This window comes from Enterobacter cloacae complex sp. HYC074_NIDB (genome assembly GCF_056673345.1).
On the sequence record NZ_CP114214.1, the window covers coordinates 4,498,575 to 4,523,275 of the forward strand.

Below are 24,701 nucleotides of genomic sequence, written 5' to 3' on the forward strand. Positions count from 1 at the left end.
AATTTACTCTACCCAACCGCCACCCAGCGCGGTAAACAGATTAATTTCGTTAACCTGTCGGGAATAGGTAAGATCGAGAATGGTTTGCTGCGTCGCGAAGAGGGAACGTTCTGCATCCAGCACTTCGATGTAACTGACAGCACCACTTGCATACAATCCTCTGGCACGCTGTAGAGTTATCTGAAGTGAATCAAGATAACGCTGCTGTGACTCAAGTTGCTGGCTAAGGCTGTCGCGCAGCGCAAGCGTGTCGGAAACATCCTTAAAGGCTGACTGAATTTTTTGTTCGTAATTAACCACGGACTGTTGCTGGCGAATTTCAGCCAGCTTCAGATTGGCTTTGTTCCTGCCAGCATTAAATATAGGAATTTCAATTTTAGGAATAAAATTCCACATTCCACTTCCTGACGTAAAGAGGCTGGACAGCTCCGTACTGCTTGAGGAGAGACCACTGGTCAGGGTAATGGACGGGAAAAAAGCCGCTCGCGCTGCGCCAATATTGGCATCAGCCGCTTTCAACTGGTATTCCGCTTCCATAATATCCGGACGCTGCAGCAATATTTGTGACGACAGATTTGGTGGCAATTTTACTGGTGCGATCTCCCCACCTTTAATCCCTTTTTCTGACGGAACTGCGCGGTACGTTCCCAGCACCAGTTGCAGGGCATTGTTTGCCTGAGCCAGATCGCCTTCTCGTTTGGCTATTTCGGCGCGGGTACTTTCGATTTGCCCCCTGGCTTGTTCAAGCGCCAGAACGTTCGTACTCCCGGTCACCAGTTGTTGCTCAACGAATGCATAAGACTGTTGATAATTTTTCAGCGTTTCCCGCGCAATACGGAGTTGTTCGTACGCCAGTTGCTGGCTGAAATAGCTCTGTGAAACGTTGGAGACCAGCAGGATGTGTACGGCACGACGGGCTTCTTCGCTGGCAAAGTAGTTCTGGCGATCAGCCTCACTCATGTTCTTAAGTTTGCCAAAAAAATCGAGCTCATAGCTGAGCTCCAGACCCGCGTCGTACTCCTGTGTGGTCGGCTTGTCACCTTTCAGACCACCGTTGTATGTGATCCCGGATGAGGCATTCAGTTGGGGATAACGATCTGCATCCGTGACGTTGAACTGGGCCCGGGCCTCTTCAACCTTCAGGGCAGCCATTCTCAAATCACGGTTATTATTCAGGGCTTCACCGATCAGCCTGCTGACCTGGGGATCGACAAAAAAGTTTCGCCAGCCCGTATCCTGATAGCTGTTTACCGCAGGCGTCAGACTGTTTTTAGACAATGAAAACTGCTGGGGAACCGGAGCTGGCGGACGCTGATATTCAGGTGCCAGAGAAACACAACCAGCCAGGATGAATATGGTACTGATGCTGAGTAATTTTAATTTGAACATAACGCTTCTCGTACAGGCAGACCTGGTAAATGGTTCAAACGAAGTCCAGAGTATTGATAGGGATACTTTACCGAACGCTCTCTGTTTGCCGGGTGACAGGATAATGACAATGTTGTCATTTTTGCTGTAATCCGTTGATAACGATCGTGGGCGCAATAAAATGACATTAGCAGCCAGCCGGGGAGCATGATGAAAATATTAATCGTTGAAGACGAAATTAAAACAGGTGAATATCTCAGCAAGGGGCTGACAGAGGCGGGGTTCGTCGTGGATCACGCTGATAATGGTCTGACCGGATATCATCTTGCCATGACAGCCGAGTATGATTTAGCCATCCTGGATATCATGCTGCCTGATGTAAACGGCTGGGATATCATCCGTATGCTGCGCAGTGCCGGAAAGGGGATGCCGGTATTACTGCTGACGGCCCTTGGCACGATTGAACACAGGGTCAAAGGACTTGAGCTGGGTGCGGACGATTATCTGGTGAAGCCCTTTGCGTTTGCTGAACTGCTCGCCCGGGTAAGAACCCTCCTCAGGCGGGGAAACACGATGATCACGGAAAGCCAGCTTAAAGTGGCTGACCTCTCGGTTGATCTCGTATCCAGAAAAGTCAGCCGCGCCGGGAACCGCATTGTGCTCACCAGTAAAGAGTTCAGCCTGCTGGAATTCTTCATTCGCCATCAGGGAGAAGTTCTTCCCCGCTCCCTGATTGCCTCTCAGGTCTGGGACATGAATTTTGACAGCGACACTAACGCGATTGATGTCGCAGTAAAGCGACTCCGCGCTAAAATAGACAACGATTACGGGACAAAACTGATCCAGACAGTGCGGGGCGTGGGCTACATGCTGGAGATCCCGGATGCATAGCAAACCGTCCAGACGACCTTTCTCACTCGCTCTGCGGCTGACCTTTTTTATCAGCCTGTCCACAATACTGGCGTTTATCGCCTTCACCTGGTTTATGCTGCATTCTGTTGAAAAGCATTTTGCCGAGCAGGATGTCAGCGATCTGCAACAAATCAGCACCACACTGAGCCGTATACTCCAGTCCCCGGCAGATCCGGATGAAAAAAAAGTAAGCAAAATAAAGGAATCGATCGCCAGCTACCGCAACGTTGCCCTTTTGCTCCTCAATCCCCGGGGTGAGGTGCTGTACAGCTCTGCGCAGGGGGCAGCACTACGCCCGGCCGTGAATTCAGCCGATTTTAGCGAGCACAGCCGCGCACGGGATGTCTTTCTCTGGACGGTGGAGGATACTGCGAGAGCGAAGGATACCGGGTCCGGAATGAAGATGGAAACGTACCGGATTATCGCCTCCTCTGGCCAGGCGACATTTCAGGGCAAACAGCAGAACTATGTCATGCTGACTGGCCTCTCCATTAATTTCCATCTCCATTACCTCGATGCGCTGAAAAAAAATCTGATTGCGATTGCCGTCGTGATAAGCCTGCTGATTGTTCTGATCATTCGCATTGCTGTCCGTCAGGGGCACCTGCCCCTTCGTAATGTCAGCAATGCCATTAAAAACATCACCTCCGAGAATCTTGATGCGCGGCTGGAACCGACACGCGTTCCCATTGAGCTGGAGCAGCTGGTTATCTCGTTCAATCATATGATTGGAAAGATTGAGGATGTTTTTACCCGCCAGGCCAATTTCTCTGCCGATATCGCGCACGAGATCAGAACACCCATCACCAATCTGGTGACGCAGACTGAAATCGCTCTGAGTCAGGATCGAACGCAGAAGGAACTTGAGGATGTCCTCTATTCCAGCCTTGAAGAGTATAACCGGATGACCAAAATGGTCAGCGACATGCTGTTCCTGGCACAGGCGGACAATAATCAGCTGATACCTGACAGGGTTCGGTTTGACCTCAGAGCAGAAGTCATGAAAGTCTTCGAGTTTTTCGAAGCCTGGGCCGAAGAACGCAATATTATGCTCAAATTTAACGGGATGCCCTGCCTGGTTGAGGGAGATCCACAAATGTTCAGAAGAGCGATCAATAATCTGTTATCCAACGCCCTGCGTTATACCCCAGAGGGACAGGCAATCACCGTCTCAATAAGAGAGCAGGAGAGCTTTTTTGACCTTGTGATTGAAAATCCGGGGAAACCAATCCCTGAAGAGCATTTATCAAGGTTGTTTGACCGTTTTTATCGGGTGGATCCGTCCAGACAACGAAAAGGAGAAGGCAGCGGCATCGGCCTTGCGATTGTGAAGTCAATCGTGGAAGCACATCACGGAAGAGTGCAGGTGGAATCGGACGTACACTCAACGCGTTTTATCTTATCCGTGCCCAGACTGGAGAAAATGATTCCGGACACCCAGTGCTGGGAATAAAGATTTAAATGACAAAGATGTCATTAGCCTGTCATGCAGCAAACAGAAGCCATTCGATATAATTAGTGCAACTTATCAGGAAGGCTGGATTGCTTTATCAATATCCGGCGTCAGTGGACGCCAGGAAATGAATATCCAGTCCCCTCCCGGAGAAATAAACACTTCCGAACCTGTTTCAGTTATGGAACTGAAAACACCGGTTGTACTCCCCCGGACATCACTAATTAAGAAATGGAGAGTTATCATGAAAAATATCGTATTAGCATCCTTGCTGGGCTTTGGCTTAATTTCTTCGGCCTGGGCCACTGAAACCGTGAATATCCATGAGCGGGTCAACAATGCACAGGCACCTGCTCACCAGATGCAGTCTGCTGCGGCTCCTGTCGGGATCCAGGGGACTGCACCTCGTATGGCCGGTATGGACCAGCATGAACAGGCCATTATTGCTCATGAAACCATGACGAACGGGTCGGCGGATGCGCACCAGAAAATGGTGGAAAGTCATCAGAGGATGATGGGAAGTCAGACCGTTTCCCCTACCGGGCCGTCGAAGTCATTAGCGGCAATGAATGAGCATGAAAGAGCTGCAGTTGCCCATGAATTTATGAATAACGGTCAGTCTGGCCCACATCAGGCCATGGCCGAAGCGCATCGTCGCATGCTCAGTGCAGGCTGACGGCGAGGGAAGTATCTGTGCTGTCCTTATTTCCTTGATAGATTTTTCCGTAACCGGATATATGGCAACATCTTTGCCCCCTACAGGGGGCATTTTTATCAGATTCTGCTACAGTTAACGGGCATCAACGCTAAAAGGATATTTTTTATGAAAGCCAGAAACACTTTATTTGCAGTATTAATGTTATCCCTGCCAGCGATTTCAGCAGAACATTCAGAAATGAAAATGACTGATATGTCTACCTCGGCTTCGTCACAGGAATATATGGCTGGCATGAAAGACATGCATGACAAAATGATGGCTGCCGTAAATGAGTCCGATCCCGACAAGGCTTTTGCGAAAGGCATGGTAGCGCACCATGAAGGGGCAATAGCAATGGCTGAGACCGAGCTCAAATACGGAAAAGATCCGAAAATGAGAAAGCTCGCGCAGGACATCATTAAAGCTCAAAAAGGTGAAATTGAGCAGATGAATAAATGGCTTGATAGTCAAAAGTAAACATTGTAGAAATGTCACGACAAGCGTGATTTTACATCGTTCCTGGGCGCGGGAGTCGGTTAATCTTTATATAATTCAAACCCGATTAATTTCGGGTTTTTACTACTCTGTACTCCGGTCCTTTGTTGAGGACCGGAATATATGCACCTGAGATGCTTATTTAATACATTATCTCGTCATGGATACAATGTCGCTCAGGATCTCAACCAGCTCGCTTCTCTCCTGCGTTCCGTCATGATAGGTTGATCTTGAGATGATTCTTTCTGATGTCATCTGAGGCCAGAATTTATCTAGTACATTATCGGGTTTCATTCCCACAGCCCGGCCGATTATTTTTTTAGCGTCACAGGTGTCCGTAAACGTGACGGCTACACCAGTAATTTCCTCGATAAGATCCGGGCACAGATAGTTTTCTATCTCACGTTTGCGCGTAGCGAAAAATACCTTACCGGCCTCCTCTACTTCTTTTTTACGCTTCTGGATGGACAGAACCTGTGCAGGGTCTCCCCCAATATCGGAGTCCAGAAATACGCACCAGGGAAGCCCCAGATCTTTGGCCAGATTCAATGTAACCCAGTGTTTGACGCTACCACACCCTCCTATGAGGACTGGCACTATTTTCACGTCCTCCAGAGAGGCTGGCAGCGCACCTGACTGTTTTAATGAACTGGCCGCATGCCTCAGGAAAGTAACATCCGACTTTCCCTCTACCAGAACAATCCCCTGCGCCCTTTCCATACCGGTCTCTGGCAGCACCCCCAGGCTTTCAGTGGCTTCCTTCAGCACTGCGTCATCCGGCATTTTTACTACGGGTTCACCCGCCTCATTTCGGGTAACATAACGTACGCCTTCGACAGGGATTAATCCGGCCAGCGCCGGGACATGGGTGGTGACGATAATCTGACGGTGCGGCTGGCCTGCCAGTGCCAGTAACGCTTTCATCAGCATCATCTGATAATTCGGATGCTGTGACGTTTCAGGCTCCTCTATGGCATAAATCACATTTCTGGGCGTCCCCGCGACATTCTTTTCAGCCTCAGCCCGAAAAAAATTCAACAGGATAAGCCTCCTTATCCCGCTGCCGCGCTTATTGATGGGGATGCCATTTTCCCCGTCCAGGGTGAAATTGAAGGTCCACTTGGGTTTCTCCTTAAATCGTGGAGTCAGTTCACTGGCGAGTTCGGGGGCCATTTCACGTAATTTATCCAGCGTTCTCTGTGCGACATCCAGGACGCTGTCCTGAATCTCATTTTCCAGCGCTGTAATTTTGTCCTGCAGCGCAGCCTGAGCGTCTTTTACGGCCTGCTGTAAGGGGTTTTTAGCTTCGGAATCCCCGTCGCTGCTTTCCCTGTCGGCTTTGAAAATCGCATACGTGGGCAGCAAATCGAGGATCTTACCCCATAATGATTTTGTGTCGGTTCCGAACTCTTTATCGACATCCAGCATAATTTCCGAACAGGTATAGGGGGCTGCGGCTTCCCTGATGGCCTGACGCCATAACGATGCAGTGCGTTTATCCGCCACATTTTTTTCAACTTCTTTTCCCACCGCCTTGAGCTCAGAAATTTTCATGCCCAGTAAATTTCTCAGGGGCTCCTCATCCGGGTGGATGCAGCGGATGCAGGTCTGCTCCGGTTTTCCTGAGGTCGTTGCTTTAAACGTTTTGACGATTTCAAAATTGCCGTCCTCATTCAGCAGATGTTCTGAGGCGAGCGTGGTCTGCACCCTGTCGTCGATCATGATAAAATCGGGCAGGTCATCAAATTCACAGGCTATTTCAAAACGGCCGTCCCCTTCTCTTAGGCTGAAACAGTTCATGTCATTCTTGTCAGCCTTCATTCCTTCTGTTTCAAAAAAAATAGCCAGCGCTTCCAGAAGCGTTGATTTCCCAAAGTCATTACGACCGACAATACCCGTCATGCTTTCATCAATAATGATTTCAGTAGAGTTTCTGTAGCCTCTGAAGTTTTTCAGTTTTAATTTTCTGAGCCGCATATGAAGTCCTGTGTGTAAGAAAGCGTTTTGCTGCAACCTGAATACAAAATATATTTTCAAATGCCTGCCAACAAGCAGGGATAACCGTTATTCAGAATATCTTAACGACATTTCGGGATTATGATCTGGTCGCGCTTTCAGAACTTTACTGCCCCTCAAAACACCGGAAACTAACTTGTGGTTGGTTACATGGCAAAGTTAAAACTCCAGAATCACGGGTAATGATTTCAATGCTTATTATATTTTTTGGAATTGACTCATGAGCTTTATAATTTAAATGATAATAATAACCATTCTTTTATGCGTAATATTTGCTACTGACATTGATGAATTTAAAAGAAGATAGATTTTCATTTACGGATTATTTCCTAAATTCATCGATAATGTGATCGACATAAAATTTTCACTGAAGAATGAAGAGATAATTTAAGGCCGAGCGAAATAGCTCAAAATGGTGTATTTAACATAACAGAAGAAATGAAAGGCTCTATCGCAACCTGATACTTCAGGCCGCTAAGGGGTTAATCTTGTTGAAGAAAAATTAGACCGGGAAGCGCCAGGCGTCACCATTTCTCCCGCCTGGCTGGAAGTGAAGAATAATTGTGCATAGCTCCGTATTCGGGCTTTGCATCTGACAATGGTTCCCTGGATGAAAGTACGATCTCCACTCCAAGGACGCTGAACACCCTAAACAAACGCTCAAAACCCGCACTTGCAGGGTTGGCCTCTAGTCGGGCATAAGTTTGCTGTGTTATACCCAAACGTTCAGAAACATCTTTTTGCGTCAGTCCATTGGCTTTGCGAAAGCCGATTAAAACAGGACGTAACTGATTCAAAGTCTTCAAAGCGTATTGAGTGTTCATAAGTGACCTTCCGTATCGACGGGTTAACAAGCATAACGCAGGGATTTACAGCATATAGGCTGTAATGCTCATTAACAGACTATAGGCTGTAATACGAATCTTGCCAAGATGCGGCATCTTTCAAATACAAGGCCGTATTGGGTAAGCAGTACACCGTTATATAGCACCCCTTGCCCCTTTGCTGGAGAGGGACCCACGTGATCGCAGGTCTTTTAGACGTTGTTGCTAACCGGCATCATACACAGGTGGTAACCCCCAGGGAAACTCTATGAGTGATAATTTATTCCTGCCCCAGTCAAAATATAAAACCTTATCTAACTAGCTTTCTTAGTATTTTATAAATGAAGTGAAATTAGCGAAGAAGTTTTACATTGTAAAGTGAGCAAAAATATTTACCATTCAACTGGCAAAATTTACAATCTGCAGCCCTTAGCCTGAGAAAATGCACATTAACAGAATAATCATCAAGTCCGATAGAGGCATAACTTACATCCTCAAAAATATCAGAAATAAATGAGTTGAAATTACAAAAATTAACTTCACTTAACATCTTGAACACCGCAGAAATATATCTATCATGCATTATCTTGACTTCGATAACCTTAGATAAACTTGAATGCGACTTACATTTGAAGAGATCAAAGAGAAAGTAAATCAGCATATTTTTATTGTCCGAAATCCATTTTAAAATTTTATTACGCGCACATGGTAATATATACACTGGATTTTTGAAAGGGTTTGAAACGTCAACCACAAGGGAACAATAACCATGAGGATTTATTCCACTTATAATTAAGTCACTAAGTCCTTTCACTGCATTCAAATAGTTATCAAAACAAACCTCATATAAACTGGTACTATGAACTGCACATTTAGATTCAAACAACCATCTATGACGCAGATAACCAATGCCTTTAGAGTGTATATCTTCAACAATACATTTGTGACAGTAACGAATGTTTGAGATGTTTACCAATGGATATGAATTAGTTATGTGAAAATTTTTCCGACAGGCATCTTCAACAGCGTTAAAATACCCGTAAACACCAGAAGATAACGACACTATATTGGAAGTTAGTATATAACCATTTCTAGTGGCAAGAATGTCATATATATCCTGCAAGCTATGCAATTTGTACATATCAATCAGTTCGAAACGAGGAAAGGCATCGTACCTTAGTGCGCCATGCTTTGATATTATGTTCCTGCAATTGGATAAGTTATACATTATCTGTGAACGCAGAAGAAAACTGTGCCACAATTCATTTTCGTAAACCATATAACTCCCTCTTATTTAATTAGTTCCATTTTTCTGAGAAGTATCATTGTCATTGGTAGTTTATCTCTGTATTTCAAAAGCCAGCCATGCCCTCCCAGTAAAGCATCTAGACTTGTAAGTGACATCGAGTACTGCCCCTGAGATAAAACATCATTTATTAATGATGATGAGATAATATCTCTCTCGCTCCAGTCTACTCTTTTATTTTTATAGCATCGTATTGTTTTAGGAAGACAGGAATTAAGCCAGTCACATTCATGTTTATTTAGCCAATAGAAACTTGCATAACAACTTTCTTTGACTAACTTTCGTGTTATAGAAACGGATTGATTATGTATAAATCTTAATATTTTCTGCTTATGACGCCGTCTTAAAGAATCTTTTTTACATTTTTTACGCCATGAGCATAAACCGTAACAAGATGAAATTACAGAGGATACAGCTCCTTCCGATAATGAGTTTTTCTCAGCTATGGATGCCAGACTAAACCCCCTTACAGCCATAGACTTGATAAGCAATTCAGTGAATATATTAATTTTTGTGTTTCGCTTAAACGCCCTCAGGTATTTTTTATAAATAAGTGTTTTAATGTAACATCTGCTGCGACTAAATTCCTTCCCAAGGTTGCTAACACTAGTATTATTTTCAACTATATGAAAACTGTATTTCTTATGACTTTTAAAGATTTCTTTCTTTTTATTAGTACGACTTCCTGCATACGTTGGCCAGCAAGTATTTAACAAACAATAACAAAGCAAAAGATGCTTTGTGGGATGCTGACAACATTTGTCTTTGAGTATAGGCTCCCAGTAATGATAATCAGTTAGGGATGTTGGTATAAGTCCCGATGAACCCTCCCCAAATAACTGGCACTTAGCATAAACATGTGCGTAGAATACATTTTTCTTTAAATTTCCATCCAATGATAATAAATTCAACTTTTTAAGTACATCCATGTAATTGGGGTGTGTAATATCTTTTCTTCTGATTATATTTAGGGACTCATAACAAAACTTAGCAAAATCGAAGTCTATCTCATTGCTAAGTTGTTCTGTATACGAAACAGGAGGCATCAGTCCAATACGTATGTGCGGTGAAGAAGGGACATGGATGCTTTCAAGCGCTACCGGATGCCGATGGCAGGTTGTAACCCCATGAAGCTGATGCGCCAGATGCCAATAAGTAACACCATAATGAAAAGTATCTTCACGAGCGCAAACCGGGCAAAACTTCAATAGTGTGCGCTGCCCTAGTGAAAAATTACTAAGGCGGCACAATCGATTAAGCCTGGCAGGGGTCGTGTTGAAATCCATAATTTCATTACGACTGATTGGTAGTGCCCAGGCAAAAAGAGGGAGTAAAGTCTGTTCATGCCAGAGCTGATCTGCACTTTCGGATGTATGAAGAGAAATAGCCTTTAATCCTGAATTGAGAATTGGATGGACGTTCATATCAGGTTTGTTGAAAATGATCGTTAACAGAGAAGATGGGGACATACCGTACACGGTAGTTGTCCGACAAAACCGGCTGAACAAGGATTCATCAGGCAAAACAGGCAACATTCTCATTTCCCACACCTCTCTTTGACCGTTACGAACTGTTACCTCATTACAATTTATTAAGTGGATCTATATTTATAAGCCCGCAACGCTGAAGAGCATCGTAGGTATTTTTCTTTTCAGCTGTTCTGTTGATAACAAGATCGTGGTCAAGAGACAGTATTTTCTCGTCGAAATTGCGCAAAACCTCGTCTATTTTTCCTACGAATTCCTTGTGCTGTGGCCTGTCTATATCCCCAGGGATCAAAGACTTTAGGGACTTCTCTGCCATGATTTTAGCCGAAGCATCACCCTCATTAGATGCAGAGAGCCATTTAGCTTCCTCATCTTCAGTCGCGGCCCCCGGGAGTGGAGTATCCTTATATTCCTCCGTATGACTCACGAGTACCGGTACAGAGGCCGACAAGACTGCGCCAGTGATGATTTCATTGCCGCTACCGATAACCTTTAATTGTGCCCCCCGATAAATCATCTGAGCCAATCCAATATTGCCTTTAGATAAAATGAATAATTTTTCGTTTAACTCATCATTTAATGGAGTTTCAACATTTGTCCATTGTAATGGCCATAAATAATGAATAAACGATTGCCAGTCTTGTGAATCGTATCTAACATTCTTAATTTTCATGTAACCACCAGACTCTGCCCGCCTGGCAATTCTCATTTTCTTTGTCAGCGTCTCGTCAAAAGGATGATTTCCACAAAAAACCATAGATACCCCCATGGAATCTACAATTTCATGTAAAAAATCAATCAACTTACTCTCACCCCCGGTTCTTGAAAATTTAAGCCTCTGCATTTCATCAATAACAAGGATACCCAAAAATGATGATTTAATTCTTTGTGCAATCTGGCGAGCCAGAGCACCATTTCTAATCTCAGGTGTAGTTCGTTCAATACCAATTGCATCATCTAATTTTTGTAAAATCTCTTCACAAAGGTCTCTCACACTTGAATTGTATGGACAATTAATCTTTACCCATACAATTTGCTTACTGAAGCCGGGAAAAACTCCTTTATAGCTGCTGTGTTCTATAATCTGAGGGAAATGATCCATGACTTGCTCAATCATGGTAGTTTTTCCAGAACCACTCATTCCAACTATCGTAATAGTTTCAGCCTGGGATTTAAAATATCCACTTTCTGGCTCAATATCAGGACGCTCATTTCCATAGTAATGAAGATATTGAATTGTTCCGCTTTTCAAAGGATTACGAGCTGCATAGCTTTCCCTAAGTGCCCGTAAGATCATCTTATAAGCCTGGATAAGATTGGTTTGAGGGCAACGGAATTTCTTTATACGTTCGACATACTGCTCTCTAACATTCGCCGGGGCAGTCCAGCGGATTTTTTCGTCAATTTCGGGGAAATAACTCATTTCCAGAAGTACTTCATCTTCCGTAAGTGCTTCAATTAAGGGATTGCCACGATACTCAGGTAACTCCTGTTCTTTATATATCGCTGAAACGCGCCGTATAAGGTTCATTATTCTGCGTCCTCAGTCTTCTTCTTACCTTTTAACCATCTTTGTTTCTCCTCCCGGCCAGGCAAAAGCAGAACATTACTGGATGAAGGAAGTAGGGGTTCAGATCTTCCATTAGCAACATGAGTTCGCCCTAATGAATCAAGTTCATTTTTCCTGTTCTTTTTAATATCTTTACCATGTACCCGGCGAGATTCGTATATTTCATTTAATCTTTCGTTACCTTTACTGTTAAATTCATCTTTATTATTGATATTGCTGAGCGAATCCAGAGTAAATAAATTAATTTCTTTTTGAGTATCTACCCAATCAGCCATTACATCTGTATCAAGATGAGCTTTCCCTTTAAATACATCTCTTTTCTTAAGTAGGTAATGTTTTTTGAAAATGCTATTTTTGTCAAATCTTACATATATATAATCTACGCAATTGTCATCTATTCTTGCTTCACAAGTGGTTCTTCCAAATACTCTGACACCTGATGCAATTTCAGGATCACATTCATAAAAAAGATTATTGTACTGAATCCCACCGGCGGTAATGTTAGCGTTCACAGGGATTAACAATCGTGCGATCACTTCGTCGGCCCCAACGGCTCTTGCGCTGAATCTCCCGTGCTTTAAGCTTATCATCCAACTATTTTTTGGTGATATTACGAGATCATTTTCAATCAGTAAGGGATTGATATAAGCCAGTTCCTCATACGTTCTCTGATTATGTGCAAGTATCTCCCGAATCAGTAAAGACGTGACCTCCTGAATCGTTAAACAAGCCCTGGATTGCGGTGTTGGCTCTCCTTTAACAATCTTTCCCCTTCGTGTTGTTCCAATAAGCCTATGAATAACCTCATCATTCAGAATGCCGAAACAGCGTTCAACAATGCTTTTTCTGTCGCCTCTACCGACTGGCGCAAACTCAAGTTTTGTCAGGGGGGTCATCTCTTCCTGAGGTTTAAGACCAATCATCTCCCCGTTGTCACACATCAATGTTAATGGAATGTGAGAACAAGGCCAATCATCATCAGTAATAGAGATTCCAAATAATCTACAATATTCTTTTTTTGGCATAAAGCAATTTGCTAACGCTTGTCGGGCGGCTCGCCATGAAGCATGGTATAAAGAAACATGAAGGCCAACAATCATTCTTGTTGCACGATCCACCACTGTATAAATAGTAGGACGCCCAATGACTTTTCGTCTGTTTAAACTCGAAATAAGATGTACATCAGCGACAGTTGAGTCTATTTCGAAAACATCACCCGGCAAAACAGTTGTATTAGCCACACTACCTAAAAGCGCCCGCATTTTGAGGTCTATTTCTTTTTTCGTGTTCTTCTTATTTATCGAGAAATCTTTAGTGAAGAGTTTTTTATTCCAGTATGAAAATTGTTTTAAAGAAGGAACATATGGAGCTCTATTTTCTAGGTTTGCTGTTTTAATTTCATCCCTAAAATACAATTCAATATGTCTCTCTAATGTTTTCTTTATCGTATCTCCGTTAACTTTATAATGATACGTAATGAGAGATTTTCTAATATTATTTATATCTCTTTCATTAAGAATGAAAACACGTGATCGTTCATTAGGTAATGCTCTGTTTTTTTTGGAATTCCCAAGTTTAATTTCATGTTTGATTCTACTTTTCCCAGCGGCGCCACAGTTCGAGAATGCGGGTAGCAATGCATAAATATCCTGCCCATGTCGCCAATACAACGCCAGAAGCGTTCTGATAGTATATTGTGATATTTTTTTATTTCTTGAGTAATCCATTAAAAGGTGCGACTTTTTATGTAATGCATAGTCGAACAGAAACATTCTGTCATCTACAAGATCTTTAATGATATTGTAATTTTCATCTCGCCTTCCTCTGTCTTTATCTGTTAATTCTTTCTCATCTACTAACATATATGAAGGATATATATAATCTTTACAAGTTATGCTATTTGATTCAATATAATATTTAAACATTGAAAATGAGAAAGGGATTGGCTTACCCGTTCTTTCTGATTTTATTTTAAACAAAATTAACAAATCGACCTTTCTGTCAAAATCCAAAACACGGTAAAGTCCCTCTGCAAGCAAATCAGTGCCTTGAGAGAGCCAGACTGAATTCCTAATAATATCCATTTGCGTTCAGTCCTATATAGTGGTCATTGGAAATTATCTTTATCAGACCGGTTTCGAGTATTGGATATGATAAATCAACATTTATCATTTTTAATCCAATCATTGCCTGCAATAACATCATCGCTTCTTGTGTATCTACCCCAAAGATTGATGAAATCATTGCACGTAGTCCTACTATGGGATAAACATCTGGTTTAAGCTTCCATAGGATTTTATCAAGAGGATATTTATCATAAAATTCAGAACCATCTCTTAATACAGAAGTAGCCCAGCAAATGTTTTTACCGACGACGTTATTGAGTTCCGAGCCAACATAAATTTGAAACTCAACATCAATCAACTGCCAAAACATCCTCTCTATTTCAAGTTTTTGGGCTTCGCGTTCAGGTATGCTCTCGTTATGTTTTACTGCTATAGCTTTGTATCGAAGTCCGCCTTCAGGAGTTCTCAAGGTCAGTAAAAAATCGGTTGTCATAACATTCAGAACTTCGACAGGTACTCCTCTTACTCCCCTCACCATAGGATGTTGAAAATGTAGATGATTTGCTATTTGTTGGGTAAGCCGGAGAGGAAAGAGTGGGAATTGTTCCCGGATATCAATCACCGAGTCATTAAACTCAGCCAGATAGAAAAAGTTACTTTCGACAGAAGAAAGGAGATGATGGTTTCGAAACGTCTTAAGGCCAAAGACTATCGAACGGTTTCCACGGGATTTAACGTCCTGAGCTCTAAGCCAGGGCTGATAACTTTGGCCATAGCCCACTCCTATGCCGTCACCTAGCGCATTTTCATAATCCAAATAGGATTTGAGACGCCTACCCCTAGCCATGATCGTACCCTAAAAACGACATTGATACGTACCTATATGTGCATTTTATAGTCTCCAACCCTATAACCACACATTCAGTAAGTATACAACATTAGCGTCGTTTTTTGAGAATGGTTACAACTTTAGTGCTTTGTGTACAACTTTATTGTCCTCGGACATCAGCCAGCGCTTGCGCGCATGCCCAGGCACTGGCCCACGCCCACTGGAAGTTATACCCGCCGAGCCAGCCGGTCACGTCCATCACTTCACCAATGAAATAAAGACCCGGCACGTTGCGGGCTTCCATCGTGCGGGATGAGAGTTCGTTTGTATCCACGCCGCCCAGCGTCACTTCCGCCGTGCGGTAGCCTTCGGTGCCGTTTGGCTGTACGCGCCAGTTCGTCAGCGTCTCCACCAGCGTTTCCTGCTCGCGGCTGTTGAGCTGCTTGAGCGCAACATCCGGAATTTGCCCTAACACCTGCAAGCACTCCACGAGACGCTTCGGCAACTGCATCGCCAGGGTATTTTTCAGGCTTTGATTCGGGTGCGCGGCGCGTTGCTCGTTGAGGAAGGCGTCCAGATCGCAGTCCGGCACCAGGTTTACGGAGACAAACTCCCCCGGCTGCCAGTAGCTGGAGATCTGCAATACCGCCGGCCCCGAGAGTCCACGATGGGTAAAGAGCAGGTTTTCGCGGAACACCGTGCCGTCTTCGGCCGTAATGACCGACGGTACAGACACGCCGGAGAGTGTCTGAAGCTGCTCCAGCAGCGGCTTATGCAGCGTGAACGGTACCAGCCCGGCGCGGGTGGGCAGTACCTTCAGGCCAAACTGCTCGGCAATTTTATAGCCGAACGGTGAGGCGCCCAGCCCCGGCATCGAGAGGCCGCCGCTGGCGATCACCAGGTTATCGGCGCTGACGGTCTCACCGTTGAGTTGCAGCGTGTAGCCCTGCTCGTCGCGGGCGACGTCCAGCACTTCGGTGCGCAGGCGCATTACTACGCCGCCTTTCTCGCACTCGGCCACCAGCATATCGACAATTTGCTGCGCGGAGTCGTCGCAGAACAGCTGTCCCAGCGTCTTCTCATGCCACGCGATACCGTGTTTACCCACCAGTTCGATAAAATCCCACTGGGTATAGCGCGCCAGCGCAGATTTGCAAAAATGGCGGTTCTGGCTCAAATAGGCCGCAGGCTCGACATAAAGATTAGTAAAGTTGCAGCGCCCGCCGCCAGACATCAGGATCTTGCGGCCAGGCTTTTTTCCGTTATCCAGCAGCAGCACGCGACGACCCGCTTGTCCGGCCATCGCCGCACAAAACATACCCGCCGCACCGGCGCCAATTACTACGGCATCAAACCTTTCCACGTCAAAATCCTCTTCGTTAACTGCCGCGGATTGTAAAGTTTCCTCAGTGGTCGCACCAGCGTAAAAAGATATTACAAAGCCATTTCATTGATATTTAAAGATTATCCTTTCAGGCACATTTCTCAAATCAGGTGGTATGTCAAAAAAAGTCTATATTTCACTTTGCCCGTTGCGCATTTGTCCTGGATAATGCGCCGCGTTCATGTCCTCAAAATGGCGTAACGTCCTATGCTACATTTGTTTGCCGGCCTGGATTTACATACCGGGCTTTTATTATTGCTTGCTCTGGTTTTTGTGCTGTTTTACGAAGCGATCAACGGCTTCCACGACACTGCAAACGCAGTAGCAACGGTTATCTACACTCGCGCAATGCGATCGCAGCTTGCGGTTGTTATGGCGGCGGTATTTAACTTTTTTGGTGTCCTCCTGGGCGGACTAAGCGTTGCGTATGCCATTGTGCATATGCTGCCAACGGATCTGCTGCTTAACGTGAGTTCCGGTCATGGCCTGGCCATGGTGTTCTCTATGCTGCTTGCTGCGATTATCTGGAACCTCGGTACCTGGTATTTCGGCCTGCCGGCATCCAGCTCTCACACCCTCATCGGCGCGATTATCGGTATCGGGTTAACCAATGCCCTGATGACCGGGACCTCCGTCGTTGATGCGCTGAATATCCCGAAAGTTCTCGGCATTTTCGGCTCTCTGATCATCTCCCCTATCGTCGGTCTGGTGGTGGCGGGTGGCTTGATTTTCATCCTGCGTCGCTACTGGAGCAACACGAAAAAACGTGCGCGTATCCACCTGACGCCAGCAGAGCGTGAGAAGAAAGACGGCAAGAAAAAGCCGCCGTTCTGGACGCGTATCGCGCTGATCATTTCCGCTATCGGCGTCGCCTTCTCTCATGGCGCGAACGATGGTCAGAAAGGTATCGGCCTGGTGATGCTGGTTCTGATTGGCGTCGCACCGGCGGGCTTCGTGGTTAACATGAACGCCTCCGGTTACGAAATCACCCGTACCCGTGATGCGGTAAACAACGTTGAGACTTACTTCCAGCAGCATCCTGATTTGCTGAAGAAAGCGACCGGCGTGGACCAGCTGATTCCTTCTCCGGAGTCAGGCGCAACGACGGCACCGGGCGAGTTCCATTGCCATCCGGCAAACGCGATTAACGCGCTGGAACGTGCGAAAGGCATGCTGGCCGATATCGAAAGCTATGACAAACTGGCTGTTGAACAGCGTGGTCAGCTGCGTCGCATCATGCTCTGTATCTCCGACGTGACCGATAAAGTCGCGAAGCTGCCAGAGGTTAATGCTGACGACCAACGTCTGCTGAAGAAACTGAAAGGCGATATGCTCAATACCATTGAGTACGCGCCAATCTGGATCATCATGGCGGTCGCGCTGGCGCTGGGTATCGGTACGATGATTGGCTGGCGTCGTGTGGCGACCACCATCGGTGAAAAGATCGGTAAGAAAGGCATGACCTATGCGCAGGGTATGTCCGCGCAGATGACGGCAGCGGTATCTATCGGTCTGGCGAGTTACACCGGTATGCCAGTCTCCACCACCCACGTACTCTCTTCGTCCGTGGCAGGTACAATGATTGTTGACGGCGGCGGTTTGCAGCGTAAAACCGTGACCAACATCCTGATGGCCTGGGTTTTCACCCTCCCGGCGTCCATCCTGCTGTCTGGCGGTCTGTACTGGATTTCGCTGAAGCTGATTTAATCGGCTGAAGGCGACAAAAAAGCGGGTCAGGAAACTGGCCCGCTTTTTTTATGCTCAGTGCCAAATCATCAGCGCAATCATACTCACCACAACCAGACCACAGAGGGCGCTGGTCAAAATGAACTGACGACGCAGGCGCTCGCAGCGACGGATAAACTCTTCATCGTGGTGATCGCGGTAGCGTTGGTAGTAGATATACCCCACCAGACGCATCTGCTTGCTGGGCTGTCCGTGCGAGGTGAAGAACCCTCCACCGTCCACATACTGATAAAGCAACGGATCGCAACCACGAAGTACCACTAACAGCGCACGTAACGATGAGAAGTAGCGCGCCATATTCACTATGCAAACCACGCATAACGCCCAAAACAATGCGACGGTGCTAATCATACATCCTCCCCGGCGTCCGCCCACAAAGCAAGGCTCCTGAGCTACCGCACCCCAATGCCCTGACAGACAGTTCAGTGAAAGAATGACCAAAAGTCGATCCGGTTCGCGTTTTAATATCCGAACGGCTCATTAAATAGTGTAGGAGATCCGTTAATTTTTTTGCCACAAGGTTAATCGTTATCAACACCAAAGCTTGAAAAATATGTTTAACTGGGCCGTAATGAAAGCATCAGACGACGGCTTTCCCATTTAGTCATCGATAACTTAAGGAAGGAGTAACACTATGGCTTACAAACACATTCTTATCGCGGTAGACCTCTCCCCGGAGAGTAAAGTGCTGGTTGATAAAGCAGTATCCATGGCACGTCCCTACAACGCGAAAGTTTCGCTGATTCACGTTGATGTGAATTACTCCGACCTCTACACCGGTCTGATCGACGTGAATCTCGGCGATATGCAGAAACGCATCTCCGAAGAGACTCACCACGCGCTGAGCGAGCTTTCTACCAACGCGGGCTATCCGATCACTGAAACCTTAAGCGGTAGCGGCGATCTGGGCCAGGTGCTGGTTGATGCGATTAAGAAATACGATATGGACCTGGTGGTATGTGGTCACCATCAGGACTTCTGGAGCAAACTGATGTCTTCCGCGCGCCAGCTGATTAACACCGTTCACGTGGATATGCTGATTGTTCCACTGCGTGACGAAGAAGACGAGTAAGTGCGTTAAATTCCCCTCACCCTAACCCTCTCCCAAAGGGAGAGGGAATAGATCGAGGATGTAGGCCGGGTAAGGCGAAGCCGCCACCCGGCTTTTTCTATTCCGGCGTACCCGAATAAATATCAAACCGGTGCCCTTTCGTGGTCACCGCGTTAGTGGTCGCAACGTCCGCCAGCGGCGGCGCATAGTCCGGCCGCTTCACCACCACACGCTTCGTCGCCAGCTGACGAGCCGGTTCCAGCAGGCCATCGGCATCTAAATCTGGCCCCACCAGCGACTGAAACACCCGCATCTCTTTCTTCACCAGCGCGCTTTTCTGCTTATGCGGGAACATGGGGTCGAGATAAACCACCTGCGGGCGCGGGGTGATGTCGGTGAGCGCCGTCAGGCTGGAGGCATGAATAAGTTGCAAACGTTCCTGTAACCACGAGCCGATTCCCGGGTCCGCATAGCCTCGCGTCAGCCCGTCGTCAAGCAGCGCGGCGACAACCGGATTACGCTCCAGCATCCGCACCCGGCAGCCCACCGAGGCCAGCACAAACGCATCGCGCCCCAGCCCCGCCGTGGCGTCCACCACGTCCGGAAGATAGCTCCCTTTAATGCCAACCGCCTTGGCCACCGCTTCGCCGCGACCGCCGCCGAACTTACGCCGGTGCGCCATCGCGCCGCCGACAAAATCGACAAAAATCCCGCCAAGCTTTGGCTCATCGCGCTTGCGCAGCTCCAGATGTTCCGGCGTCATCACCAGCGCCATCAGGTTGTCTTCATCATGTTCCAGCCCCCAGCGGGCCGCCAGAACAGATAAGGCGCCGTCCCCGGCGCCTGTTTCATTTACTAAGCAGATCTTCACGTAGCAATCAGCCTTTGATTCCGTAATGCTCCAGCATCGCATCCAGCTGCGGCTCGCGGCCACGGAAGCGTTTGAACAGCTCCATAGGCTCTTCTGAACCGCCGCGGGTCAGGATGTTGTCGAGGAACGACTGACCGGTTTCGCGGTTGAAAATCCCCTCTTCTTCGAAGCGCGAGAAGGCATCCGCCGCCAGCACGTCGGCCCACAGGTAGCTGTAGTAGCCTGCGGCGTACCCGCCTGCGAAGATATGGCTGAACGCGTGCGGGAAGCGTCCCCAGGTTGGCCCTGGAATAACGGCAACCTGCTTTTTAATCTCAGCCAGGGTTTCGAGGATTTTCGCCCCCTGCTCCGGGCTGAACTCGGCGTGCAGGCGGAAGTCGAACAGGCCGAACTCCAGCTGGCGCAGGATAAACATCGCCGCCTGGTAGTTTTTCGCTGCCAGCATTTTATCCAGCAGTTCTTTCGGCAGCGGTTCACCCGTTTCGTAATGACCGGAGATAAACGCCAGCGCGTCCGGCTCCCAGCACCAGTTTTCCATAAACTGGCTAGGCAGCTCGACCGCATCCCATGGCACACCGCTGATACCGGCGACGCCAGCGGTTTCGATGCGGGTCAGCATGTGGTGCAGGCCGTGACCGAACTCGTGGAACAGGGTGATCACTTCATCGTGGGTAAACAGCGCAGGTTTGCCGCTCACCGGACGGTTGAAGTTACAGGTCAGGTAGGCGACCGGTTTTTGCAGGGAACCATCCGCTTTACGCATCTGGCCCACGCAGTCGTCCATCCACGCCCCGCCGCGCTTGTTCTCACGCGCGTAGAGATCGAGGTAGAAGCTACCGCGCAGTTCATTTTTCTCGTCATACAGCTCAAAGAAGCGCACGTCCGGATGCCAGACGTCGATGTCGGTACGCTCTTTCGCGGTAATGCCGTAGATGCGTTTCACCACCTCGAACAGGCCGTTAACGGCTTTGTTTTCCGGGAAGTACGGACGCAGTTGTTCGTCGCTGATGCTGTAGAGATGCTGTTTCTGTTTTTCGCTGTAGTACGCGATATCCCACGGCTGAAGCTCGTCTACGCCGAACTCCGCTTTCGCAAAGGCGCGCAGCTGAGCCAGTTCTTTTTCACCCTGAGGACGGGCGCGTTTCGCCAGATCGGTCAGGAAGTCGAGCACCTGCTGTGGGTTCTCGGCCATTTTGGTGGCGAGGGATTTATCCGCGTAGCTGTCGAAGCCCAGCAGCTGTGCCAGCTCGTGGCGCAGGGCGAGGATTTCCGCCATGACCGGGCTGTTGTCCCATTTACCCGCGTTCGGGCCCTGATCGGAGGCGCGGGTGCTGTAGGCGCGGTACATCTCTTCGCGCAGGGCCTGGTTGTCACAGTAGGTCATCACCGGCAGATAGCTTGGGATATCCAGCGTTAACAGGAAGCCTTCCTGCTCTTTCGCTTCGGCCTGGGCTTTTGCCGCCGCCAGCGCGCTTTCCGGCATGCCCGCCAGTTCAGATTCATCGGTAATCAGCTTCGTCCAGCCCATGGTGGCGTCGAGGACGTTGTTGCTGTACTGATTACCCAGCTCGGACAGGCGCGCAGCGATTTCACCATAGCGAACCTGTTTTTCTTTTGGCAGGCCAATCCCGGACAGTTCGAAATCACGCAGGGCGTTATCAACCGATTTTTTCTGCGCCGTGTTCAGTTCGGCATAGTGGTCGCCGTCGCGCAGGTCGCGGTAGGCTTTGTAGAGCCCCTCATGCTGGCCGACCCAGGTGCTGTACTCAGAGAGCAGCGGCAGGGTTTGCTCGTAGGCTTCGCGCAGCTCCGGGCTGTTTTTTACCGAGTTCAGGTGGCTCACCGGGGAGAAGACGCGCCCCAGCACGTCGTCCACTTCGGCCAGCGGCTGACACAGATTTTCCCAGGTGTACGGCCCGCCCTGCGCGACCACGTTTTCTACCGCCGCGCGGCAGTTGTCCAGCGATTGCGTAACCGCTGGAACCACATGCTCGGGGAGGATTTTAGAAAACGGTGGCAACGAAAAAGGCGTCAGTAATGGATTGGTCATAAACGCTGTCCTGTTGAAATAGGTGAATGAAGCGCGCATCCGGCGCTGTGCATATTGTTCAGTAATGGGGTTAAGTGTAGAGGATTTCAATGCCAGACGTGGCGGAAAAGAGCCCGGTGGCGCTGCGCTTACCGGGCCTGCGGGTAATCTGTGCCGTTCTGCTGTAAACTGTGGCAAATCGTCAATTCAGCGGAATATCATTACCCATGCTCAGTTATCGCCACAGCTTCCACGCAGGCAACCACGCCGACGTCCTCAAACACACCGTTCAGAGCCTGATCATCGAATCGCTTAAAGAAAAGGATAAACCGTTCCTTTATCTGGACACCCACGCGGGCGCGGGCCGTTATCAGCTGAGCGGCGAGCATGCCGAGCGTACCGGTGAATATCTGGAAGGGATTGCGCGTATCTGGCAGCAGGACGATCTGCCTGCCGAGCTGGAGCCGTACATTGGCGTGGTGAATCACTTTAACCGCAACGGCCAGTTGCGTTACTACCCTGGCTCCCCGCTGATTGCCCGCCAGCTGCTGCGCGAGCAGGACAGCCTCCAGTTAACCGAGCTGCACCCGAGCGACTTCCCGCTGCTGCGTTCTGAGTTTCAGAAAGATAACCGCGCCCGCGTAGACAAAGCCGATGGTTACCAGCAGCTGAAAGCCAAACTGCCGCCGGTTTCCCGTCGCGGCCTGGTGCTGATCGACCCACCGTACGAAATCAAAACCGACTATCAGGCGGTGGTGACCGGCATTAACGAAGGTTACAAACGCTTTGCGACCGGCACCTATGCTCTGTGGTATCCGGTAGTGCTGCGCGCGCAAATTAAACGCATGATCAAAGACCTCGAAGCGACGGGCATTCGCAAAATCCTGCAAATTGAGCTGGCGGTGCGCCCTGACAGCGACCAGCGCGGCATGACCGCGTCTGGCATGATCGTCATTAACCCGCCGTGGAAGCTCGAAGCACAGATGAACAACGTGCTGCCGTGGCTGCACAAAACGCTGGTGCCAGCCGGTACGGGTCACGCCACCGTGAGCTGGATCGTGCCGGAGTAATCGCAGCCATCGGTGGAAACTATTGATTTCAGGTATACAATCGCGGCAATTCACGATTAAGGACAACGCTATGACTAAGCATTATGACTACATCGCAATCGGCGGCGGCAGCGGCGGCATCGCCTCCATCAACCGTGCAGCCATGTACGGCCAGAAGTGTGCGCTGATTGAAGCCAAAGAACTCGGCGGCACCTGCGTGAACGTGGGTTGTGTACCGAAGAAAGTGATGTGGCATGCCGCGCAAATCCGTGAAGCTATCCATATGTATGGCCCGGACTACGGCTTTGACACCACCATCAACCACTTCGACTGGGATAAACTGATCGCCAGCCGTACCGCCTACATCGACCGTATTCACACCTCGTACGATAACGTGCTGGGCAAGAATAACGTCGACGTGATCCGCGGCTTCGCCCGTTTCGTGGATGCGAAGACGATCGAAGTGAACGGCGAGACGATCACCGCCGATCACATCCTGATCGCCACCGGCGGCCGTCCGAGCCACCCGCACATTCCGGGCGCGGAATACGGTATTGACTCCGACGGGTTCTTCGAGCTGCCTGCTCTGCCAGAACGCGTTGCCATTGTGGGCGCAGGTTACATTGCGGTTGAACTGGCCGGCGTGATTAACGGCCTGGGGGCGGAAGCGCACCTGTTCGTGCGTAAACACGCGCCGCTGCGCAGCTTTGACCCGCTGATCGTCGACACGCTGGTCGAGGTGATGAACGCCGAAGGCCCAACCCTGCACACCAACGCCGTGCCAAAAGCGGTGGTGAAAAATGCGGACGGTAGCCTGACGCTGGAGCTGGAAGATGGCCGCAGCCAGACCGTTGACTGCCTGATCTGGGCGATTGGCCGTGAACCGGCCACCGACAACTTCAACCTGGCCGCAACCGGGGTGAAAACCAATGAAAAAGGCTACATTGTCGTTGATAAATTCCAGAACACCAGCGTACCGGGCATTTATGCCGTCGGTGATAACACCGGTGCCGTAGAGCTGACGCCGGTTGCCGTGGCGGCGGGGCGTCGTCTTTCCGAGCGTCTGTTTAACAACAAGCCGGACGAACATCTGGATTACAGCAACATTCCGACCGTGGTCTTCAGCCACCCGCCAATCGGTACCGTCGGCTTAACCGAGCCGCAGGCGCGTGAGCAGTACGGCGATGATCAGGTGAAAGTGTATAAATCGGCGTTTACCGCGATGTATACCGCGGTCACCTCGCACCGTCAGCCGTGCCGCATGAAGCTGGTCTGCGTGGGCCCGGAAGAGAAGATCGTCGGCATCCACGGCATTGGCTTCGGCATGGACGAGATCCTGCAAGGCTTCGCGGTGGCGCTGAAGATGGGCGCAACGAAGAAAGACTTCGATAACACCGTGGCAATCCACCCGACTGCGGCGGAAGAATTTGTGACCATGCGCTGATCGGTCTGATCCGCAACAAAACCGGCCAACTGGCCGGTTTTTTTATGCCCTGGGCAGGTAAACCCAACGGGTGCACAAACGGTAACAAAATAACCCGCTACCCG

The 24,701-nt window shown here is 48.4% G+C and carries 20 protein-coding genes; 8 read left to right on the forward strand and 12 right to left on the reverse strand.

The features are described 5' to 3' along the window. Positions 1-3 precede the first annotated feature (3 nt). Positions 4-1,389, reverse strand: coding sequence for a Cu(+)/Ag(+) efflux RND transporter outer membrane channel SilC (gene silC, locus O1724_RS21925; protein ID WP_000475513.1), 1,386 nt, complete (start codon positions 1,387-1,389; stop codon positions 4-6). 189 nt (positions 1,390-1,578) lie between these two features. On the opposite strand from silC, the gene silR reads away from it, so the two are divergent. From silR to copM, 4 genes are all read left to right on the forward strand, one after another. Continuing rightward, positions 1,579-2,259 carry a copper/silver response regulator transcription factor SilR gene (gene silR / locus O1724_RS21930; RefSeq protein WP_000697966.1) on the forward strand — a complete coding sequence of 227 codons (681 nt, stop codon included), beginning with the start codon at positions 1,579-1,581 and terminating at the stop codon, positions 2,257-2,259. Next, complete coding sequence (gene silS / locus O1724_RS21935; protein ID WP_047353719.1) at positions 2,252-3,733, forward strand: copper/silver sensor histidine kinase SilS; 1,482 nt, start codon at positions 2,252-2,254, stop codon at positions 3,731-3,733. Before silR ends, silS begins: the two co-directional genes overlap by 8 nt. A gap of 244 nt (positions 3,734-3,977) precedes the next feature. Continuing rightward, complete coding sequence (gene silE, locus O1724_RS21940; protein ID WP_000790485.1) at positions 3,978-4,409, forward strand: silver-binding protein SilE; 432 nt, start codon at positions 3,978-3,980, stop codon at positions 4,407-4,409. Positions 4,410-4,556: 147 nt separating this feature from the next. Further along, positions 4,557-4,907: a CopM family metallochaperone gene (gene copM, locus O1724_RS21945; RefSeq protein WP_000647571.1), complete on the forward strand. Its 351-nt coding sequence runs from the start codon at positions 4,557-4,559 to the stop codon at positions 4,905-4,907. 168 nt (positions 4,908-5,075) lie between these two features. On the opposite strand, the gene O1724_RS21950 is transcribed toward copM, so the two are convergent. From O1724_RS21950 to O1724_RS21985, 8 genes are all read right to left on the reverse strand, one after another. After that, the gene (locus O1724_RS21950) at positions 5,076-6,902 is read right to left on the reverse strand and encodes an AAA family ATPase (RefSeq protein WP_001239419.1); all 1,827 of its coding nucleotides are present in this window, start codon (positions 6,900-6,902) and stop codon (positions 5,076-5,078) included. Between the two features lie 563 nt (positions 6,903-7,465). Then, positions 7,466-7,765, reverse strand: a complete 300-nt coding sequence (locus O1724_RS21955) for a helix-turn-helix domain-containing protein (RefSeq protein ID WP_001097216.1) — start codon at positions 7,763-7,765, stop codon at positions 7,466-7,468. A 352-nt stretch (positions 7,766-8,117) separates the two neighbouring features. Next, positions 8,118-9,044 (reverse strand): hypothetical protein, encoded by a 927-nt coding sequence (locus O1724_RS21960; protein ID WP_000262423.1) that lies wholly within the window; start codon positions 9,042-9,044, stop codon positions 8,118-8,120. Positions 9,045-9,055: 11 nt separating this feature from the next. After that, positions 9,056-10,612 carry a TnsD family Tn7-like transposition protein gene (locus tag O1724_RS21965; RefSeq protein WP_001324699.1) on the reverse strand — a complete coding sequence of 519 codons (1,557 nt, stop codon included), beginning with the start codon at positions 10,610-10,612 and terminating at the stop codon, positions 9,056-9,058. A 40-nt stretch (positions 10,613-10,652) separates the two neighbouring features. Beyond that, the gene (locus tag O1724_RS21970) at positions 10,653-12,089 is read right to left on the reverse strand and encodes an ATP-binding protein (protein ID WP_126297424.1); all 1,437 of its coding nucleotides are present in this window, start codon (positions 12,087-12,089) and stop codon (positions 10,653-10,655) included. Beyond that, positions 12,089-14,212, reverse strand: coding sequence for a transposase (locus O1724_RS21975; protein WP_126297423.1), 2,124 nt, complete (start codon positions 14,210-14,212; stop codon positions 12,089-12,091). Before O1724_RS21975 ends, O1724_RS21970 begins: the two co-directional genes overlap by 1 nt. Then, on the reverse strand, positions 14,199-15,041 hold the full coding sequence (locus tag O1724_RS21980) for a TnsA endonuclease N-terminal domain-containing protein (protein WP_095866780.1): 843 nt from the start codon (positions 15,039-15,041) through the stop codon (positions 14,199-14,201). The genes O1724_RS21975 and O1724_RS21980 overlap by 14 nt, the downstream gene beginning before the upstream one ends. Before the next feature lie 142 nt (positions 15,042-15,183). Next, the gene (locus O1724_RS21985; RefSeq protein ID WP_023304587.1) at positions 15,184-16,386 is read right to left on the reverse strand and encodes a BaiN/RdsA family NAD(P)/FAD-dependent oxidoreductase; all 1,203 of its coding nucleotides are present in this window, start codon (positions 16,384-16,386) and stop codon (positions 15,184-15,186) included. Between the two features lie 228 nt (positions 16,387-16,614). Here O1724_RS21985 and pitA point away from each other — a divergent pair, with 228 nt between their 5' ends. Beyond that, on the forward strand, positions 16,615-18,114 hold the full coding sequence (gene pitA / locus O1724_RS21990; protein WP_003861225.1) for an inorganic phosphate transporter PitA: 1,500 nt from the start codon (positions 16,615-16,617) through the stop codon (positions 18,112-18,114). A gap of 54 nt (positions 18,115-18,168) precedes the next feature. Here pitA and uspB read toward each other — a convergent pair whose 3' ends face one another. Further along, positions 18,169-18,504 carry a universal stress protein UspB gene (gene uspB / locus O1724_RS21995; RefSeq protein ID WP_003861224.1) on the reverse strand — a complete coding sequence of 112 codons (336 nt, stop codon included), beginning with the start codon at positions 18,502-18,504 and terminating at the stop codon, positions 18,169-18,171. Between the two features lie 283 nt (positions 18,505-18,787). Here uspB and uspA point away from each other — a divergent pair, with 283 nt between their 5' ends. Beyond that, positions 18,788-19,225: a universal stress protein UspA gene (gene uspA / locus O1724_RS22000; RefSeq protein ID WP_003861223.1), complete on the forward strand. Its 438-nt coding sequence runs from the start codon at positions 18,788-18,790 to the stop codon at positions 19,223-19,225. 97 nt (positions 19,226-19,322) lie between these two features. Here uspA and rsmJ read toward each other — a convergent pair whose 3' ends face one another. Next, on the reverse strand, positions 19,323-20,075 hold the full coding sequence (gene rsmJ / locus O1724_RS22005; RefSeq protein WP_176691026.1) for a 16S rRNA (guanine(1516)-N(2))-methyltransferase RsmJ: 753 nt from the start codon (positions 20,073-20,075) through the stop codon (positions 19,323-19,325). A 7-nt stretch (positions 20,076-20,082) separates the two neighbouring features. Further along, positions 20,083-22,125: an oligopeptidase A gene (gene prlC, locus O1724_RS22010; RefSeq protein ID WP_479983909.1), complete on the reverse strand. Its 2,043-nt coding sequence runs from the start codon at positions 22,123-22,125 to the stop codon at positions 20,083-20,085. Positions 22,126-22,331: 206 nt separating this feature from the next. Here prlC and O1724_RS22015 point away from each other — a divergent pair, with 206 nt between their 5' ends. Together O1724_RS22015 and gorA are read left to right on the forward strand one after the other, a co-directional pair. After that, on the forward strand, positions 22,332-23,174 hold the full coding sequence (locus O1724_RS22015; RefSeq protein ID WP_006808562.1) for a 23S rRNA (adenine(2030)-N(6))-methyltransferase RlmJ: 843 nt from the start codon (positions 22,332-22,334) through the stop codon (positions 23,172-23,174). Between the two features lie 70 nt (positions 23,175-23,244). Then, a complete protein-coding gene (gene gorA, locus O1724_RS22020; protein ID WP_003861215.1) occupies positions 23,245-24,597 on the forward strand; it encodes a glutathione-disulfide reductase in 1,353 nt (450 codons plus the stop codon). Positions 24,598-24,701: the final 104 nt, after the last annotated feature.

Excerpts from the sequence above, each read along its gene's own strand:
- silC (WP_000475513.1), bottom strand. The coding sequence starts at position 1,389 with ATGTTCAAATTAAAATTACTCAGCATCAGTACCATATTCATCCTGGCT.
- silR (WP_000697966.1), top strand. The coding sequence starts at position 1,579 with ATGAAAATATTAATCGTTGAAGACGAAATTAAAACAGGTGAATATCTC.
- silS (WP_047353719.1), top strand. The coding sequence starts at position 2,252 with ATGCATAGCAAACCGTCCAGACGACCTTTCTCACTCGCTCTGCGGCTG.
- silE (WP_000790485.1), top strand. The coding sequence starts at position 3,978 with ATGAAAAATATCGTATTAGCATCCTTGCTGGGCTTTGGCTTAATTTCT.
- copM (WP_000647571.1), top strand. The coding sequence starts at position 4,557 with ATGAAAGCCAGAAACACTTTATTTGCAGTATTAATGTTATCCCTGCCA.
- O1724_RS21950 (WP_001239419.1), bottom strand. The coding sequence starts at position 6,902 with ATGCGGCTCAGAAAATTAAAACTGAAAAACTTCAGAGGCTACAGAAAC.
- O1724_RS21955 (WP_001097216.1), bottom strand. The coding sequence starts at position 7,765 with ATGAACACTCAATACGCTTTGAAGACTTTGAATCAGTTACGTCCTGTT.
- O1724_RS21960 (WP_000262423.1), bottom strand. The coding sequence starts at position 9,044 with ATGGTTTACGAAAATGAATTGTGGCACAGTTTTCTTCTGCGTTCACAG.
- O1724_RS21965 (WP_001324699.1), bottom strand. The coding sequence starts at position 10,612 with ATGAGAATGTTGCCTGTTTTGCCTGATGAATCCTTGTTCAGCCGGTTT.
- O1724_RS21970 (WP_126297424.1), bottom strand. The coding sequence starts at position 12,089 with ATGAACCTTATACGGCGCGTTTCAGCGATATATAAAGAACAGGAGTTA.
- O1724_RS21975 (WP_126297423.1), bottom strand. The coding sequence starts at position 14,212 with ATGGATATTATTAGGAATTCAGTCTGGCTCTCTCAAGGCACTGATTTG.
- O1724_RS21980 (WP_095866780.1), bottom strand. The coding sequence starts at position 15,041 with ATGGCTAGGGGTAGGCGTCTCAAATCCTATTTGGATTATGAAAATGCG.
- pitA (WP_003861225.1), top strand. The coding sequence starts at position 16,615 with ATGCTACATTTGTTTGCCGGCCTGGATTTACATACCGGGCTTTTATTA.
- uspB (WP_003861224.1), bottom strand. The coding sequence starts at position 18,504 with ATGATTAGCACCGTCGCATTGTTTTGGGCGTTATGCGTGGTTTGCATA.
- uspA (WP_003861223.1), top strand. The coding sequence starts at position 18,788 with ATGGCTTACAAACACATTCTTATCGCGGTAGACCTCTCCCCGGAGAGT.
- prlC (WP_479983909.1), bottom strand. The coding sequence starts at position 22,125 with ATGACCAATCCATTACTGACGCCTTTTTCGTTGCCACCGTTTTCTAAA.
- O1724_RS22015 (WP_006808562.1), top strand. The coding sequence starts at position 22,332 with ATGCTCAGTTATCGCCACAGCTTCCACGCAGGCAACCACGCCGACGTC.
- gorA (WP_003861215.1), top strand. The coding sequence starts at position 23,245 with ATGACTAAGCATTATGACTACATCGCAATCGGCGGCGGCAGCGGCGGC.